Here is a 16,377-nt window from a genome sequence, read left to right as displayed (position 1 = left end):
TTAAGACTCCTTTCTCTCTTGAAGGTAGTCTTCAAGCCCTTTTTTTCTTAATAAACAAGCTGGGCATTCCCCGCAGCCATCTGCAATTATTCCATTATAGCAGGTTAATGTTTTTTCTCTTACAAAGTCTAACGCCTCTAAAGAATCTGCTAACTCCCATGTTTCCGCTTTATTTAACCACATTAATGGAGTATGAATGACAAATTGAGTATCCATAGAAAGATTCAAGGTTACATTTAACGATTTAATAAAAACATCCCGACAGTCTGGATATCCACTAAAATCTGTTTCACAAACTCCTGTGACGATGTGCTTAGCATTGACTTGACTAGCCAATACACCTGCAAATGATAAAAACAGCAGATTCCTGCCAGGTACAAATGTAGATGGAAGCTCCCCATTTTCCCCAGCTTTGATTTCAATATCGTCACGTGTTAACGCATTGGGAGCCAATTGATTTAACAATGCCATATCTAAAATGTGATGTTTCACACCTAATTCCTTCGCAATATTTTGTGCACATTCAATTTCGAGACTGTGACGTTGATTATAATTAAACGTAACGGCTTCCACTTCTTTAAAATGCTTTAATGCCCAAAACAAGCACGTTGTACTATCTTGACCACCGCTAAATACGATGATTGCTTTTTCATTTTTCACTTCCTATTATCTTCCTTTCGAACGAAAAAACAGCACTCCTAAGAAAGCAGTACTGTTTTTCTTAGTTTTTTTGAGAGGGTAGCTAGAAACCTCTACCGCATAGAGCGGGTTTTTATTTAAAGTTTTGTTATTGTTGCTAATAAATTTATTGCCTTACATACTATATCATATATGAATAAAACACGTAAACTTTTCTTAATATTTTAATACCCATTTTCGGATTGCTTTTGCTACTCCATCTTCAACATTTGAAGCCGTTATATCATCAGCTGTTTCCTTCACGATATCTTGAGCATTCCCCATCGCAACACCTAAACCGGCTTCTCTGATCATAGCAATATCATTTAAGCTGTCTCCTACAGCCATCACATTTTCCATGGTCAGATTTAATTTTTTGCAAACTGCTTCAAGACCTTTTGCTTTATTAATTCCTAACGGATTTACTTCCAAATTAAAGGGACTGGAGTTGCTGATTTCTAGTAGACCATTTTCAACTAACTGCTTTTTTACAGTCTCACGAACTTGGTCATCATCAATATGAAAACCAAATTTTAACCATTCAGAGGTTGATAGATCTGTTGGTAGTTCATTATGCCACACTTGTTCAGTGCTAATTGCCCAAAAGTTTGTTTCATGTAATTTTGAAAGCTCCCACATCCATTGAATAAGGTCATTTTGAACAATGCTTCTTTCCATTAATACTCCTGTATCATCCCATATTTCACTACCATTTACGGTTACTAAATACGAGGATAACTCCAATGTATCTAAATATTTTTGCAGTGTTTTTAATGAGCGCCCTGTACTTATGACAACATGAACGCCTTGATCAATTGCTTCCTTAATTGCCTTACGATTTTCCAATGAAATTTCCTGCTCCTCATTTAAGACGGTTCCGTCCATATCGAGAGCAATCAATTTGATATCAAGTGCTTCAATTGTTTTCATCAATATAATCCCTACTTCCTTTGCTTATTGCTGTTGAAATTGAACTCGGTGGAGATTTGCAAAGATTCCTCCGCGTTCTAGAAGTTCATCATGGGAACCTTGTTCTGCAATCCCTTTCTCGGTAACAACGACAATCCGATCAGCGTCACGAATAGTAGCTAATCGGTGCGCAATTACAAGAGTCGTTCTATTTTGAGCAAGCTCTGCCAATGCCTTTTGTATCATTAATTCTGTTTCTGTATCAAGAGCAGAAGTTGCTTCATCTAATATTAAAATAGGTGGATTTTTCAAAAACATTCTAGCAATCGCAATTCGTTGCTTTTGTCCTCCAGAAAGCTTTAAGCCCCTTTCACCGATTTGAGTTTCATAGCCTTCAGGGAGCTTAGAAATAAAATCCTCTAAATGTGCTCTCCTCGCTGCATTCCTAATCTGTTCCTCTGATGCACGCTGATTTCCATAAGCAATGTTCTCTCTTAAGGTTCCAGTAAATAAAAAGACATCCTGTTGAACAATTCCAATTTGCGACCGTAATGATTCCGTTGTCAAATCACGAATATCCATCCCATCGATTGTAATACTACCTTCATCCACGTCATAAAATCGTGGGATTAATGAGCATATGGTCGTTTTTCCAGCTCCTGATGGACCTACAAAGGCAATCGTTTCACCTGCACGAATATGTAGATTAATCTTTTTTAGTATATTCTTATTCTGATCATAGCTAAAAGAGACATGATTAAATTTAATATCCCCCCGAAGAAATGGGACATCAATTGCATCTTTGGCATTAAATATTTCCGGTTTTGTATCAATTAGCTCGGTAAAGCGTTTAAATCCAGCCATTCCTTTTGGATAAAGCTCTAATAATGTGTTAATTTTATCAATTGGTTTAAATAATACATTAACATAGAGAATAAAGCCGACTAATTCACCGTACGACAGCTCTCCATTAAAGCTATACCAGGCTCCTAATACAAGAACTACCAAAATAAAGAATCGAGTTAGCAGAAAAATACTAGATGATGTTAAAGACATCGTTTTATACGCATCTAACTTTGCACGTCGAAACTTTTTATTATTTGCAGTAAATCTTGAAATCTCATATTTTTCATTTGTAAAAGATTGAACAACACGAACACCTGAAACACTATCTTCCACTTGTGCATTTACATCTGCAATATCACTATACATTTGCTTCCATGCTTTATTCATTCGATTATTGCAAAAAGTGATAAGCCAAATAAGAAATGGAACGATGCAAATGATTACGACAGCAAGCTTAACATTAATCGTCAGCATGATCCAAAATGCTCCTACAAATGTCATCAACGCAATAAAAAGATCTTCCGGACCATGATGAGCTAGCTCACCAATGTCAAACAAATCATTAGTTACTCTGCTCATCACATGGCCAGTTTTCGTATTATCAAAAAACCGAAAAGACTGTTTTTGTACATGCTGAAAAAGCTGTTGGCGCATATCTGTTTCAATATTAATACCAAGCTTATGTCCAAGGTAATTAACGATATATTGAAGAAAGGTACTCATGAGATAAAGGGCAAACAAGCCTATACTTACAGAAACAATCGTTGACCAACTACCGGTTGGCAAAAGCTGATCAATGAACCATTGCACTGCAATAGGAAAACCTAGCTCTAATACAGCTACAACGACTGCACTGCTGAAATCTAAGATAAATAGTTTTTTATGTGGCAAATAGTATGTAAAAAATCGTTTAATCATATTTTTCTCCTTTGAATGCAATTGAGGCAAAAAACAATCTTTTAATATTAAAATCTATGTTATTTGGGAGGATAAATGAGTGATTTAAGAGGATTAAGATCGAGCATTAGTATACAATTCATATGCTTTTTTAGATTATAGAAGTTGTTATGATTGAAACAAATAGCATAAAATGTATACTGTTTTATTTATTTCGAAATCTGAAATATAAATAAATTATAAAATGAATTTCTTCGTTTTTCAAGATAATACTTTACGGTCCTCTTTTTAACATGTTAAAAGCAAAAATGCCAGGTACCGACCTCATGGCTAGGCAGCACCTGACACTTCGATCAATCAAGAAAAGTCATGTATCGATTTTTTGTTTACAATGAACTCAGGCTTTTCACCATAAACCGCTTTAATAAGATTTTTAGCTACTGTCATAGCTGTTATATAATTACATTCCTCGGTTACGCCGCCAACATGTGGTGTCGCAATTACATTAGGAAGTAAAAGCAATGGGTCATCCTTCTCTGGCGGTTCTGGGTCAAACACATCTATAGCCGCTCCTGCTATTTTTTTCTCTTTTAATAGCTGATATAAACTATCTTTTTCAACAACAGCTCCTCTTGCTGTATTGATTAAAAAGGCTGTCGGCTTCATTAAGCTTAACAAGGAATGGTTAATACTATACTTTGTTTCTTCGATTAATGGTATATGAAGGGAAATAAAATCAGATTGTGAAAAAATGACTTCTTGATTTGTTGTTAGTTGAATGCCTAATTTTTCAGCAGGTTTCACATGCTTCTCAGAATCAACCTTTCGAACCCATGCAGTTACTTCCATATCAAATCCGATTGAAAGCCGTTTGGCTACTTCCTGTGCAATTGTTCCAAAACCAATTAAGCCAACTTTCTTTCCTTTCAGTTCGATGGATCTTGATTTACTACGAAAATCATAGTTTCCTTTTTTCATTTCTTCATTACAGGAAACCAAAGATTTTGAAAGTGCCATCAATAGCATTACGGCATGTTCCGCAGTTGATACGGCATTAACTGATGGTGCATTTAAAACTGGAATGCCTTTTTCACTTGCATATGTAACATCAATATTATCAACGCCTACTCCAGATGCAGAGATTGCTTTCAAATTTGGATTAGCATCCATGATATTCGGGGTAATTTTTGCAGGATTTCTTAATACGATCCCGTCTACCTCTTTCACTAGTTGAGTAATATTCTCTTCACTATAATCATCTGTTCTAATGACTTCTGCATTATCATATAGGTATTGTTCTGCATCCTTATGCCACATCGGCAATATTTGGAGTATTTTAGGTTTATTCATGTATGTACTCTCTCCATTTCATTTCTGAATATAGGTTAAATCTTTTAATACACATCAAAATATTTAAGAAAGCTCATTTGTTATCCTTAACTTATTGAGTTGAAAAGCGATGTTTATATTTTTTACTATAATAATATTTATGGAGCATTTGTCCATAAAAGGAAGCCAATATTTGTTGAAAAAGCATGCCAAGGACCACCGGCAGAGCAACCGCTGGAGGGAAAAAGGTGACCGCTAATACCGAACCGGCACTAATATTTCTCATACCACCACAGAAAGTCATCGAAACAACTACATCACGTTCATAGTGAAATAGTCCACTTATTACCCAGCTTAATAGATAACCCATCGAGGAAATGATAAAAACAGTCATAATAATCAGTAAAACCTTTAAATCAAATTTATTCAAATAGGGGGATAATAGCCCTCCATTGATAATGACAATGATCACAATCCCAATTTTTGAAAAAGGAGAGAGTTTTTCTCCAAGTGTTGATTTGATTTTCCCTTTTGTTAATTGATTTAGCAGCATTCCTAAAACAGATGGCAAAACAATCATTAATATTAAGTTTTTCATTAAGTCCCATGAATCGATTGACACTTTTTCACCAACGAATAAAGATAAACTAGTAGGAACAATGAATGGTGAAAGAAGAGTATCGATCAAAATAACGGATAAGGCAAACGCGATATTTCCTTTATGGATCGTCACCCAAATAAAGCTAGTAATTCCTGTTGGGACTACCATTGCTAAAATGAAGCCTGTTGTCGTAAGAGGATCATCTGTAAAGACAAGATGTCCGATTCCCCATGCCCAAAGTGGCATTAACAAGTGCAGAACAAGTAAACTTACTAAAAAAGGGATGGGTTTTTGAATAACCACTGCGAGCTGTTTGAAATTGGAACCAAGACTTCCAACAAAGGTCATAAAGGCAAATATCCAAGGAATTAAAAAAGTTAAATGAGATGTTTGACTTCCAATAAGAATTCCAATAATGAGACTTGATGGAGTGAGGAAAGGCATTGCTTTTACTAAATGATGATTCAATGTTTTTAACATATTTAAGCCAACTTTCTACATAACAGATGAATGGAGCTTAGATTGTGAAAAAAATTACACAAAAACACAAAAAATCTTATTCACTAACTAATTTACTTGATTGTAACATTATTAAAATAATTAGAATATTTAAAATGAAAAATTAATAGATGAATATTTTGAATGTTTAGAATAACTTTTACTAATGAATAGTGTTAGTGAAGTATTTTTATGGCAAATTTGTATTAGATAATTACAATTTCATTCACATGTTCTTTCTAATGTGCGTGTAAATAAAAGGATCAGGCCCGCTAACCTGCGTTAGTAGAAATCTGATCCTTTTTCCAATCATAATTCATTAACAAGCGGTGACTCCTGCATTGCTTTTTCCAAAAAATCTTTAAGAACATGTACAGCTGTTAAGCAATCATTTAATGTACTCCATTCCTTTGGATTGTGACTTATCCCATCCTTGCTTCTAACAAAAATCATTGCGACCGGAAGTTGTTTCCCAACGATCATTGAATCATGGCCAGCACCGCTTGGCAGAAAATATGGCTCAACACCATTAGCCACCACTGATTCTTCAAGCTTTTGCTGAATTTCTTTTTGGATAGGAACAGGCTCTATATTTAGAGTATCGTTTATTAAAACGTTTATATCCCTCTTCTCACCTATTGAGTTTGCTTTTTCCTTTATCAACGCAACCAACTGCTGTTTCGTTGATTCAAAAATATCACGGATATCTACAAACAGGGTTACATTTCCTGGAATGACATTTACACCGTTTGGAAATACATTTAGCTTTCCAACCGTTGCAACAGAACTGGAATTGATGGTTGATGGTAATTCTTCAATGGAAAATACAAATTCGCTTGCAGCCGCAAGTGAGTCTTTTCTGTCATTCATTGGTGTATTTCCTGCATGCCCTGCTTCTCCAATAAATGTAATTTCCAGCCAGCAAGGTCCAGCTATTCCAGTAACAATTCCAACAGGAAGATCCATCTTTTCTAATCTTTTTCCTTGTTCGATATGAATTTCAACAAAGAGTTCCCATATATCTTCATTTCGAACTGAATTCTTGAATTTTTCAAAGGTAGACCCATAAACCTCTAATACTTGCTCAAAAGAATTCCCATCTCCATCAATCAACTTCAACTGTTCAACGTAATCAATACTTCCCATCATAGCCTTGCTGCCTGTAAAACCTCCATTAAACCTTACTCCTTCCTCATCTGTAAATATAATAATCTCATAAGGTTTTTCGGGTTGATAATTCATCGTTTTCCAGGCTTCAGCCACTTCAAGAGCTGCGATGACGCCAAGCGGCCCATCAAAGTGACCTCCATTTGGAACACTATCGACGTGTGAACCTGATGCAATAGCAGGTAGATGCTTGTTTTTTCCTTCTAATCGGCCGATTATATTTCCAGCTCCATCTTCTTTTACAGTAAGTCCAGCTATTTCCATCCAGGATTTGACTTGCGTCTTTGCTTGTTTTTCTTCAGCTGAAAAACCAATTCGAAAAGAACCATCTTCTTGAGTGAGTCCGATTTGAGATAGTTGATAAAGTCTTTCTGCTACTCGTTCTCCACTTACTCCATCTCGATTGAGAGAGAAGTCAAAATCGTTCATTAACCGATCAAACAAAGTATTTTCCATCATTACGCTTTAAGGCTCCTTTCTTATGGTTTTTTTTATGGTTATGTATGGGTAACTTGCTTTGAAGATAAAAACAATACCATATGCTCTTCATCCCAGTATTTATTGTTCCACTTCAGTGCATTTCTCTCAAGTCCGTATGGATGAAAGCCAACACTTGCATAAAGTTTTTTGGCAATAAAATTATCCGACACGACAGATAAGTAAAGCTGTTCTAATTTATTTTCCTTTGCTATTTTAATAATAGACTGAAGAAGCATTTTTCCTATTCCCATCCCTTGACATTTAGGAGCCACAATCATCGAAAGAACATTTCCTTTATGTTTAATTTTAAGAGTTTTTTCTTTTTGCAGAGTGACCACCCCAATTAATTGCTCATTTAAAAAGGCTCCGATCGTATAACAATTCGGGTCCTTAAGCTGTTCACTAACATACTTAATTGGCCGAATCCTTTTTTCCTCTTCCTCTAATGTCATCAAAAAAGCATTAGGAAATTGTTTCAATGCCTCCATTCTGAGCTTTCGATAAATTTTCGCATCTTTAGCCGTTAATTTCCGTATTTTCATGCGAGTAGCAGGCACCTCCTGGGATTCAGTTGAATTCTACGAAAAAGCCCTTCATTTTTTTATCATTTTGTAATTTGTACTAGTATATTTTCAAGGTCTTCAACACTATTTACTATATAAGTAGGATTTACCTCTTCTAACTCTTCTTTTGTTCCATACCCATAAGTAACCCCGATTGATGGAACTCCATTTTGATTCGCACCAATAATGTCATATTTCCGATCCCCGATCATGACAACGTCTTCAAGCTTATTTTCTTGAATAGAATTTAAAACAAACTCTATGATTTCACCCTTTGAAGAACGAGTTCCATCTAGATTGCTTCCAATAATGAATTGAAAAAAATGATCAAGCTTGAAGTAAGATAAAATTTCTTCAGCAAAAATAGTAGGTTTAGAAGTTGCAACAACAAGAATATGATCTTGCATCTTTAGCTTTTCTAATAGCTTTGGGATTTTAGGGTAAACCTCATTTTCAAATAACCCCTTGTCCTTAAATCTCTCCCTGTAATATACAATAGCCTGTTGAACTTCCTCTTCATTAAAATGATAAAATTCTGAAAATGATTGCTGAAGAGGGGGACCAATAAATGGAGTAAGTTTTTCGTTATCTTCTACCAATATCCCCATTTTTGCTAATGCATATTGAACAGATTTTGTAATCCCTACCTTGGGATCTGTCAATGTTCCATCTAAATCAAATAATATAATCATACGTGAAGCGAACCTCCTGAATTTTATAAATCTTTATGATTCATAGAATCATCATATCATTCTTTAAAAAATGAAAATACCACCAGCAGGAGAACTTATTCTCCACTGATGGCATTTCTATAAGAAGTTGTTATTATTTTACTACGTCTTTTTTATAATGAACATCACCAAAAGGAAGTAAACTCAAGAAAAAACAATTATTTTGTTGATAATATCTGTGTAATACCACTCCCCCCAAAGGAAAGAATAGCTGTGTTCGATAGTGCGTAGTATTGATCTTGGATATAAATAATTCTTTGGATCTCACTTTCCCAGTCTGGATATTCAGTTGTATTGTTTTGTTGAGTAATCTGCTGCGTTAAAGTAAACCCTTTCTCTACATCCACATGATACAAATAGGCACCTTGGAAAGTCATTACTTGTGGATTATTTTTGTCATTTCGATTTTGATAAACGGTAATAGGAAAGCCATATAGATCTTTTTCTTTTTGAATCATTAAAGCCTTATGATCATGTAATATAGGCGAATAAGTACCGCTATCTCCAATCACTTCCGTAAACTTTTCCTTCGGATTGGCAAAGTCACTCACATCAAAAAAAGATATTTTCATCCCCGTTGCTACAATTCTTGGTTCCTTGCTAACCATCCCATCTGTCACTACTTGGGTATCGTAGCCGAATCCTATCAAATGATTTTCATCATAAGGGTGTAGATACGTACTAAATCCTGGGATTTTTAATTCCCCTAAAACTTTAGGCTGTGTTGGATCACTACCGTCGATCACAAACAATGGATCCGTTTCTTTAAATGTTACTAAATAGATGCGATCACCTAAAAATCGAGCAGAGTAAATTCTTTCTCCTCTAGCCAGGTTTTCTAATTGACCAACTTGCTGTAAGTTATCGTCAAAAATATATAGCTGGTTTGCAGATGGACTTTTATCATCCCAAGCAAATCCCTTCGTTGTTGCCACTCTGAAGTGGTCATTATATTCATCCATGGCAAATTGATTTAATAAGTGACCTGGAACTTCTGTTGTCCGGTGAAAAGAAACCTTTGTCCCATTTATTGCAAATTTATAAATATTCGTATTGACCGACATATTTTCGGGCACGATCTTCTCCATATTCGGTGCTGCTGACCAATTCTCTACAGCTAAATAGAGGTTCTTTTTCGACATATAAATTTCCTGACCACTACCTAGATACGTCGTTATTTCTGTTTTTTGATTTGGTTCATTTAAATTAAAGGAAGCAATTACACTGTAATTCGGTTCTTTAGAATCTGGAATATAGTAAATTTCATCATAAGGGATGAACTGAGTTTCTTTACCCATTACTGAATCCTTATATTTAGGTCGTAAATCTATATTTTTCCCGCCTCTTCCATTTAATGCCCTGAAATCTGGAGTACCATTTGAAATCAAATAAACAATCCCATCCATCATACGAGCTGAAACATACGACCCTTCTGCTTCAATCTCTCTGACTTTTTTAGGCTGGATACTATTAGATATGTTATAGACCAACACTTTTGTTTGTCCGTTCATTGCGACCTTCGAGTCAATTTCTCTTTCTATCTGTTGTGTGTTTGCTTCTTGATAGCTTTGACCAATAATCACAAGCTGATCATTATATAAAAACAATTGCATCGGTGAAAAATTTTGCTCAAAAGTAATAACGGATTCTAGCTTCATATCATTTGCAGGGTATGGATTAATGATTTTTACTTTTTGCTCACTAATTTGAAAAATATTTTTTCCGTTCGTTTTAATTATATCCGCTTCATCAATCCCTTGAACCTGAACATTTGTTTCAGAAACCTGCTGGGAGGAAGAGTCCTCCGTTGAATTTGAGGCTTCCATTTTTGCAGTGGACCGATCTTCAGATATATGAACGGTATTTCCCTGGTTCTTGATGATTTTTTGAAAGTAATCAGCTAATTTTTCTTTTGTCCCAACTACAGGCAGTGACTGATTTACTTTAAAACTAAGATTTTGCTCGGAAGAAAGACGGCGGCCCATCGTCGAAGTTACTCCCTTCGAAACAATGAGCGAATATGTTTCATTTTCACGATATCCTTTTTTCGGAGGAGAAATAGAGATTGTTTTCCCATCTCCCGATAATTGAACCGAGACTGCTTCTTTTTCTCCATCCTTATTCACTACTGATATTTCTCGGTTCAGATCAATTGTTGCTTTTATTTTTTCTGAAAAGGTAATATTCCACACTTTATTTGTAAGGACTTCAACCCGTTCACCCTTCTTTGGCCAATCACTGATTATTTTTTGTTCTGTTACAAGCATTAAAGTGATCAAGCATACAAGAAGGCTAATCACACTTCCTATGATCCATTTTCTTTTCATTTACATCCCCCTCTACTTTCTAGACGGAGAATATTTCATTTTTGTTACAAAAAGAAACAGGAATTTGTGATGTTTAATCAAACAACTTAAAATAGAGATGAGGTGATATGGAATGTGCGGAAGGTTTACTTTAATTGAAGGAATTTACGAATTAATGGGGCTATTTGAGTTTGAATTTACAGACATTATGATTCCAAGCTATAATATTGCACCGAGTCAAAGAATCCTAACCGTTGTTTCCGATCAAGAAAAAAGAGTTGGTAGTCTGATGAAGTGGGGCCTTGTTCCATATTGGGCAAAAGAAGAAAAAATGGGTTATAAAATGATCAATGCGCGTGCAGAAGGCATCGAATCAAAGCCTAGCTTTAAAGTGCCCTTTCAACGAAAACGCTGTCTTATTCTAGCAGATAGCTTTTATGAATGGAAAAAAACAGAAACAGGGAAGATCCCATATCGTTTTGTCATGAAGGATGAAAAGCCGTTTGCGTTTGCAGGCTTGTGGGATACGTGGTACAAAGCGAGTGACCCTCTATCAACCTGTACGATAATTACAACCATACCAAATTCAGTTACCATCGATGTACATGATCGAATGCCTGTGATTCTTCCACCTGAAGCTTATGACGATTGGCTAAACCCAAAACAAACGAATATCAACGAGTTAAAAAAACTGCTTGTTCCATACCCAGCAAATCAAATGAAAAAATATCCAGTTTCTACATTAGTGAATTCCGTTAAAAATAATAGCCGGGAATTAATAGCTCCCAACCATTCTATTTGAGGAACTTAATTAAGAAGAAATAAAATTTGTGTTAGGCTTAGTTTAAATCACTAGTAAAAGTTTATTAGAGGATCGTTCGTTCAATTTAAGATCGAGTATCCTCTTTTTTAGTACTCTTTTACAGTCATGCTGAAATAAGCTCTTTTAACTTCTCTTACTATCTTATGATAATTTCATGTATAAAAAATGCCTTAGAGAATTAAAATGGTATTTAGACACTTATCGTTACACAGTATTCAAGCTTTTTTAATAAGGCGTTTAAACATAAATAACATGTAAAAGCTTGAAAGGAGAAGCCGAATGGTCACAGCTTTCGAAGTCATAATCCGAACTCTTATTGCATCTGTTTTGCTTGTATGTATTGCTCAATTTCTTGGAAAACAAATTATTTCTCGAATGACTTATCATGATTTTATTGTTTCAATCATGCTAGGAACTATTGCAGGTAATTTGACGTTTAATACTCCGATACATTCCCGCAATTTTATTATTGCGTTAATAACTTTTAGTAGTATTATGTTCCTTTTCGCTTTCATTTCACTCAAAAATAGAAATGCTAGAGCGTTACTTTCTGGAGAGCCCACTGTAGTCATACAAGATGGTAAAATACTTGAGAAAAATATGGAGAAATTGAAATTTACAATAGATTCGTTAAATCAAGCTTTAAGGAACAAAGATATATTTGATATTGATGAAGTAGAATATGCTATTATCGAAACGAACGGAAACTTATCAGTATTGAAGAAGCTTCAACATCGAAATGTAACCAAAAAAGACTTAGGGATATTTACTCCTATCCACTCAGCTTTTCCCATTGAATTAATTATGGATGGTCAAATTATTGAGAAAAATTTCACTCAAAATGATCTAACAAAAAATTGGTTATTTAAAGAGATAAAACAACGAGGATTGACTCTTCCTGATATTTCATATTGCATTCGAGGAACAAATGGTCAATTATATATTGATTTGTACAAAGATAAGATTACCTCTCCTCTTGATATAGAATAATCATATTTAAGCGTTGACCCTTGCTCATCAGGATAAGGAAAAATCATACACCAGAAACAGTTCGAGAGATTATGTGGTTTATGAAATTAAGATAATAAAGCCAGGTACTTCTCCTTTTTATGGAAAATACCTGGCTCCATAATCATAAAAATCAATTTCTATTAAACTTGAATCGATTTTGAAGATTGAATAAGTTCCTCGATTGTTTTTAAGTCCCCTTTTTCAAAAAGGTCTACAATCTTACTGCCGACAATAACCCCATCACAATATTGTGTCATTTCTTGAACATGAGCAGGGGTTGAGATTCCAAATCCAGCTAATACAGGCAGCTTGCTTACTTGCTTTACTTGTTTCAAATGATCGCCAAGCTGGGCTTGAAATTCTGCTCTCGAACCTGTTATACCCGTAACGGTAACCGCATATAGATATCCATTTCCAAGCTTTGAAATGGCTTCAATTCTTTCGATCGGGCTCGTTAACGTCACAAGACGAATAATTTCAATGTCAACTTTTTCTGCCGCTTCCACAACAAAGCCCTCTTCTTCGTTTGGTAAATCCGGAACAATCAAACCATCAACGCCAACTTTTTGACAATCAGCCAGAAAACTGTCTAAATTATATGCAAGGATTGGGTTTAAGTAGGTCATTAAAATGATCGGAATGTTCACTCTTGAGCGAAATTCACCAATCGTTTTTAGGACTTTTTTGACTGTTGTTCCATTCTGAAGAGAACGAAGCCCTGCTGCTTGAATAACGGGCCCATCGGCAACAGGATCAGAAAAAGGAAGTCCTAATTCAATCGCTGTCGCCCCCGCTTTTTCTAAAAATGTAATACGCTCCTCTAATACCTCAAGTCCACCGTCTCCCGCCATAATGTATGGAACAAAAGCTTTTTCATTTTTATTCTTTAAATCATTAAAAGCTTTTACGATACGATTCATCTTCTTACTCTCCCCCTAGTCTTGCTTTAATTGCATCAACATCCTTGTCTCCTCTACCAGACAAGCAAATGACTAAACCTTCCTCTTTTTTCATCTTAGGTGCTAATTTTAACGCGTACGCAACAGCATGAGAGCTTTCTAATGCCGGAATAATTCCTTCTTGTTTACAAAGTAATTTAAAGCCTTCCAATGCTTCTTCATCTGTAACGGATTCATATTGAACTCTTCCACTATCATTTAAATAACAATGCTCAGGACCAATTCCAGGATAATCAAGTCCTGCAGAAATCGAATGAGCCTCCTGAATTTGTCCATCCTCATCCTGAAGCAAATACATAAAGCATCCGTGCAGAACCCCTGTTTTTCCTTCAGCAATCGATGCTGCATGCTTTTGTGTTTCAATTCCAAATCCAGCTGCTTCCACCCCATACATTTTGACATTTTCATCTTTAATAAAAGGATAGAACATGCCCATTGCATTGCTTCCACCGCCGATGCAAGCGACCACTGCTTCAGGGAGCTTTCCTTCGTTTTCTGCATATTGAGCTTTCGTTTCTTCCCCAATTACGCTTTGGAAATCACGGACAATCATTGGGAAAGGATGCGGTCCAAGGACAGAGCCTAATATATAATGAGTATCTGCTACGTTTGTTACCCAGTAGCGAAGTGCTTCATTACAAGCATCCTTTAGTGTTCTGCTTCCTGATGTAACACTCACGACCTTCGCACCGAGAAGCTCCATTCGGAATACATTCAGCTGCTGCCTTTTGATGTCTTCTTCACCCATAAAGATAATGCAATCTAAGTTTAAAAGGGCACATGCTGTAGCAGTTGCCACCCCATGCTGTCCAGCCCCTGTTTCTGCAACGACCTTTTTCTTACCCATGCGAATCGCTAGCAAAGCTTGCCCAATCGCATTATTAATTTTATGAGCACCTGTATGATTGAGATCCTCTCTCTTTAAATAAATTTTCGCTCCGCCAGCAAATTTCGTTAAGTTTTCAGCAAAGTATAGAGGAGTTTCTCTGCCTACATAGTCCTTTAATAAGTATTGAAGCTCATCTTGAAAGGCTTCGTCTTTAATTGCTTTCTTGTATTCTGCTTCAAGCTCAAGCACTGCCTGCATTAACGTTTCTGGAACAAATCGTCCACCATATTTGCCAAAATGTCCTTTTTCATCTGGTAACGCATACGTTGTCATGATATATCCTCCTTTTTTTCTGCATCTCTCACAATTGAAAGAAATCCATCAATCTTATTCAGATCCTTTACACCATTTGTCTCGACTCCACTGCTCACATCCACCATATAGGGATGGACTTCCTGAATGGCTGTCAAAACATTTTGTTCATTCAAACCGCCAGCTAAAATGAGTTTTTTCCCTTTAAAATCATTTCCTTTTAAAATGCTCCAATCAAATGAAATGCCATTTCCTCCACGATACTGACCTTTCGGGCTATCTAACAAAATATATTCACACGTATAATCACGAATTATTTCTAAATCCTCTTTCTTCCCGACGCTAAACGCTTTTATTACTGGAACAGAAAAAGCTTCACAAAAGGATGGCGATTCTTCCCCATGGAGCTGAACAGCATTTATCCCTGTTTCTTCAATAATTCTCTCAATGGTTTCTTTCGATTCATTGACAAAGACGCCCACTTTTAAAATTTGATCAGGAAGCTCTTTAATTATTTCAGCTGCTTGTGCTGGACTAATTCTCCTTTTGCTTTCTGCAAAAACAAAGCCAATTGCTTTAGCTCCCTTATTAGCTGTATAAACAGCAGTTTCTATATCTTTAATTCCACAAACCTTTGCATCCAAAAGATCACACCCTTACTAATGGCAGCTTCATCTCAGTTAATGTTTTTTCTAAATCGGAGGCTCTCATAAACGTTTCTCCAACCAAAATCCCATTAGCGCCAGCTTTGACTACCCGTTTAACATCATCGATTGTTTTCATCCCGCTCTCACTGATCAGAAAAGCACCTGTGCTTTTAATAGAAGGAGCTAGTTTTTCTGTTACTTCTAAAGAAACATCGAAGGTTTTTAAATTACGGTTGTTCACACCAATCAGCTTCGTACCTGTTTTAAAGGTTTTTTCAGCTTCTTCTTCATTATGAACCTCAATTAATACTTCAAGATCCTGTTCAAGCGCATATTGATAGAGCTGGATTAGCTTTTCCTCCTCCAGTGCTGCAGCAATCAATAGAATTAAATCAGCTCCTGCTTTTTTTGCAAAATCGATTTGGATTGGATCGACAATAAAGTCCTTGCAAAGAATTGGTGCATCAATCACTTCACGTACAGCTGTTAAATCTGCATAGCTTCCTTTAAAGAAAGGCCCGTCCGTTAACACAGAGATCGTATCTGCTCCATATTTGACATAAGAGGAAGCCTGTTCTCTAGGGTCTAGTCCAATATTGATATCTCCCTTTGAAGGTGAAGCTCGCTTAAATTCTGCTATAATAGCTAATTCATTCGCTGCCTCTAGTTTCTGAAGAAAGGATCTTTTTTTTCTAGCAGGCAGATCTTTAAGCTCATCCTTTCTTTGTTTTAAATCCTCTATTACTTTCATTTTTTCTGCAATTATTTTATCTAAAATAGTTCCCATCGTA

At 35.8% G+C, this 16,377-nt stretch carries 15 protein-coding genes and 1 riboswitch; of the genes, 2 read left to right on the top strand and 13 right to left on the bottom strand.

Annotated elements, in window-relative coordinates; translation table 11 throughout:
- The 9 genes from queC to FDO66_RS18990 all read right to left on the bottom strand — a co-directional run bounded on the left by queC (nt 1) and on the right by FDO66_RS18990 (nt 11,026).
- Nucleotides 1-660 (bottom strand): 7-cyano-7-deazaguanine synthase QueC, encoded by a 660-nt coding sequence (queC, locus tag FDO66_RS19030; protein WP_141434246.1) that lies wholly within the window; start codon nt 658-660, stop codon nt 1-3.
- 55 nt (nt 661-715) lie between these two features.
- Nucleotides 716-759: riboswitch (PreQ1 riboswitch) on the bottom strand.
- Nucleotides 760-855: 96 nt separating this feature from the next.
- Nucleotides 856-1,608, bottom strand: a complete 753-nt coding sequence (locus FDO66_RS19025) for a Cof-type HAD-IIB family hydrolase (RefSeq protein ID WP_141434245.1) — start codon at nt 1,606-1,608, stop codon at nt 856-858.
- Between the two features lie 24 nt (nt 1,609-1,632).
- Nucleotides 1,633-3,351: an ABC transporter ATP-binding protein gene (locus tag FDO66_RS19020; protein WP_141434244.1), complete on the bottom strand. Its 1,719-nt coding sequence runs from the start codon at nt 3,349-3,351 to the stop codon at nt 1,633-1,635.
- Between the two features lie 336 nt (nt 3,352-3,687).
- Entirely contained in the window at nt 3,688-4,680 is a 993-nt protein-coding gene (locus FDO66_RS19015; protein ID WP_141434243.1) for a hydroxyacid dehydrogenase, read from the bottom strand.
- Between the two features lie 91 nt (nt 4,681-4,771).
- On the bottom strand, nt 4,772-5,740 hold the full coding sequence (locus FDO66_RS19010) for a bile acid:sodium symporter family protein (protein ID WP_141434242.1): 969 nt from the start codon (nt 5,738-5,740) through the stop codon (nt 4,772-4,774).
- Nucleotides 5,741-6,067: 327 nt separating this feature from the next.
- Nucleotides 6,068-7,384 (bottom strand): M20 family metallo-hydrolase, encoded by a 1,317-nt coding sequence (locus tag FDO66_RS19005; protein ID WP_141434241.1) that lies wholly within the window; start codon nt 7,382-7,384, stop codon nt 6,068-6,070.
- A gap of 38 nt (nt 7,385-7,422) precedes the next feature.
- A complete protein-coding gene (locus FDO66_RS19000; protein ID WP_141434240.1) occupies nt 7,423-7,947 on the bottom strand; it encodes a GNAT family N-acetyltransferase in 525 nt (174 codons plus the stop codon).
- Between the two features lie 62 nt (nt 7,948-8,009).
- A complete protein-coding gene (locus tag FDO66_RS18995; RefSeq protein WP_141434239.1) occupies nt 8,010-8,660 on the bottom strand; it encodes an HAD family hydrolase in 651 nt (216 codons plus the stop codon).
- Nucleotides 8,661-8,857: 197 nt separating this feature from the next.
- Nucleotides 8,858-11,026: a beta-propeller domain-containing protein gene (locus tag FDO66_RS18990; protein WP_141434238.1), complete on the bottom strand. Its 2,169-nt coding sequence runs from the start codon at nt 11,024-11,026 to the stop codon at nt 8,858-8,860.
- Between the two features lie 112 nt (nt 11,027-11,138).
- Here FDO66_RS18990 and FDO66_RS18985 point away from each other — a divergent pair, with 112 nt between their 5' ends.
- The gene (locus FDO66_RS18985; protein ID WP_141434237.1) at nt 11,139-11,807 is read left to right on the top strand and encodes an SOS response-associated peptidase; all 669 of its coding nucleotides are present in this window, start codon (nt 11,139-11,141) and stop codon (nt 11,805-11,807) included.
- Between the two features lie 300 nt (nt 11,808-12,107).
- Nucleotides 12,108-12,818 carry a DUF421 domain-containing protein gene (locus FDO66_RS18980; protein WP_141434236.1) on the top strand — a complete coding sequence of 237 codons (711 nt, stop codon included), beginning with the start codon at nt 12,108-12,110 and terminating at the stop codon, nt 12,816-12,818.
- Between the two features lie 161 nt (nt 12,819-12,979).
- On the opposite strand, the gene trpA is transcribed toward FDO66_RS18980, so the two are convergent.
- The 4 genes from trpA to trpC are packed head-to-tail and all read right to left on the bottom strand — an operon-like array spanning nt 12,980 to nt 16,373.
- Nucleotides 12,980-13,759, bottom strand: coding sequence for a tryptophan synthase subunit alpha (gene trpA / locus FDO66_RS18975; RefSeq protein WP_141434235.1), 780 nt, complete (start codon nt 13,757-13,759; stop codon nt 12,980-12,982).
- 4 nt (nt 13,760-13,763) lie between these two features.
- Entirely contained in the window at nt 13,764-14,960 is a 1,197-nt protein-coding gene (gene trpB / locus FDO66_RS18970; RefSeq protein WP_141434234.1) for a tryptophan synthase subunit beta, read from the bottom strand.
- Nucleotides 14,957-15,583 (bottom strand): phosphoribosylanthranilate isomerase, encoded by a 627-nt coding sequence (locus FDO66_RS18965; protein WP_141434233.1) that lies wholly within the window; start codon nt 15,581-15,583, stop codon nt 14,957-14,959. The genes trpB and FDO66_RS18965 overlap by 4 nt, the downstream gene beginning before the upstream one ends.
- Nucleotides 15,584-15,587: 4 nt before the next feature.
- A complete protein-coding gene (gene trpC / locus FDO66_RS18960) occupies nt 15,588-16,373 on the bottom strand; it encodes an indole-3-glycerol phosphate synthase TrpC (protein WP_141434232.1) in 786 nt (261 codons plus the stop codon).
- Between the last annotated feature and the right edge of the window lie 4 nt (nt 16,374-16,377).

This window comes from Bacillus sp. 03113, from assembly GCF_006546985.1.
Taxonomy (GTDB): Bacteria; Bacillota; Bacilli; order Bacillales; family Cytobacillaceae; genus VATK01.
The sequence above is the reverse complement of the archived record's forward strand: the minus strand, read 5'-3'. Positions and strand labels throughout refer to the sequence as shown.

Bases quoted from the DNA above. Each gene is read 5' to 3' on its own strand.
- trpA (WP_141434235.1), bottom strand. From the start codon at position 13,759: ATGAATCGTATCGTAAAAGCTTTTAATGATTTAAAGAATAAAAATGAA.
- FDO66_RS18985 (WP_141434237.1), top strand. From the start codon at position 11,139: ATGTGCGGAAGGTTTACTTTAATTGAAGGAATTTACGAATTAATGGGG.
- FDO66_RS19005 (WP_141434241.1), bottom strand. From the start codon at position 7,384: ATGATGGAAAATACTTTGTTTGATCGGTTAATGAACGATTTTGACTTC.
- FDO66_RS19010 (WP_141434242.1), bottom strand. From the start codon at position 5,740: ATGTTAAAAACATTGAATCATCATTTAGTAAAAGCAATGCCTTTCCTC.
- FDO66_RS18990 (WP_141434238.1), bottom strand. From the start codon at position 11,026: ATGAAAAGAAAATGGATCATAGGAAGTGTGATTAGCCTTCTTGTATGC.
- FDO66_RS18995 (WP_141434239.1), bottom strand. From the start codon at position 8,660: ATGATTATATTATTTGATTTAGATGGAACATTGACAGATCCCAAGGTA.
- trpB (WP_141434234.1), bottom strand. From the start codon at position 14,960: ATGACAACGTATGCGTTACCAGATGAAAAAGGACATTTTGGCAAATAT.
- FDO66_RS19015 (WP_141434243.1), bottom strand. From the start codon at position 4,680: ATGAATAAACCTAAAATACTCCAAATATTGCCGATGTGGCATAAGGAT.
- FDO66_RS19000 (WP_141434240.1), bottom strand. From the start codon at position 7,947: ATGAAAATACGGAAATTAACGGCTAAAGATGCGAAAATTTATCGAAAG.
- FDO66_RS19020 (WP_141434244.1), bottom strand. From the start codon at position 3,351: ATGATTAAACGATTTTTTACATACTATTTGCCACATAAAAAACTATTT.
- trpC (WP_141434232.1), bottom strand. From the start codon at position 16,373: ATGGGAACTATTTTAGATAAAATAATTGCAGAAAAAATGAAAGTAATA.
- FDO66_RS19025 (WP_141434245.1), bottom strand. From the start codon at position 1,608: ATGAAAACAATTGAAGCACTTGATATCAAATTGATTGCTCTCGATATG.
- FDO66_RS18980 (WP_141434236.1), top strand. From the start codon at position 12,108: ATGGTCACAGCTTTCGAAGTCATAATCCGAACTCTTATTGCATCTGTT.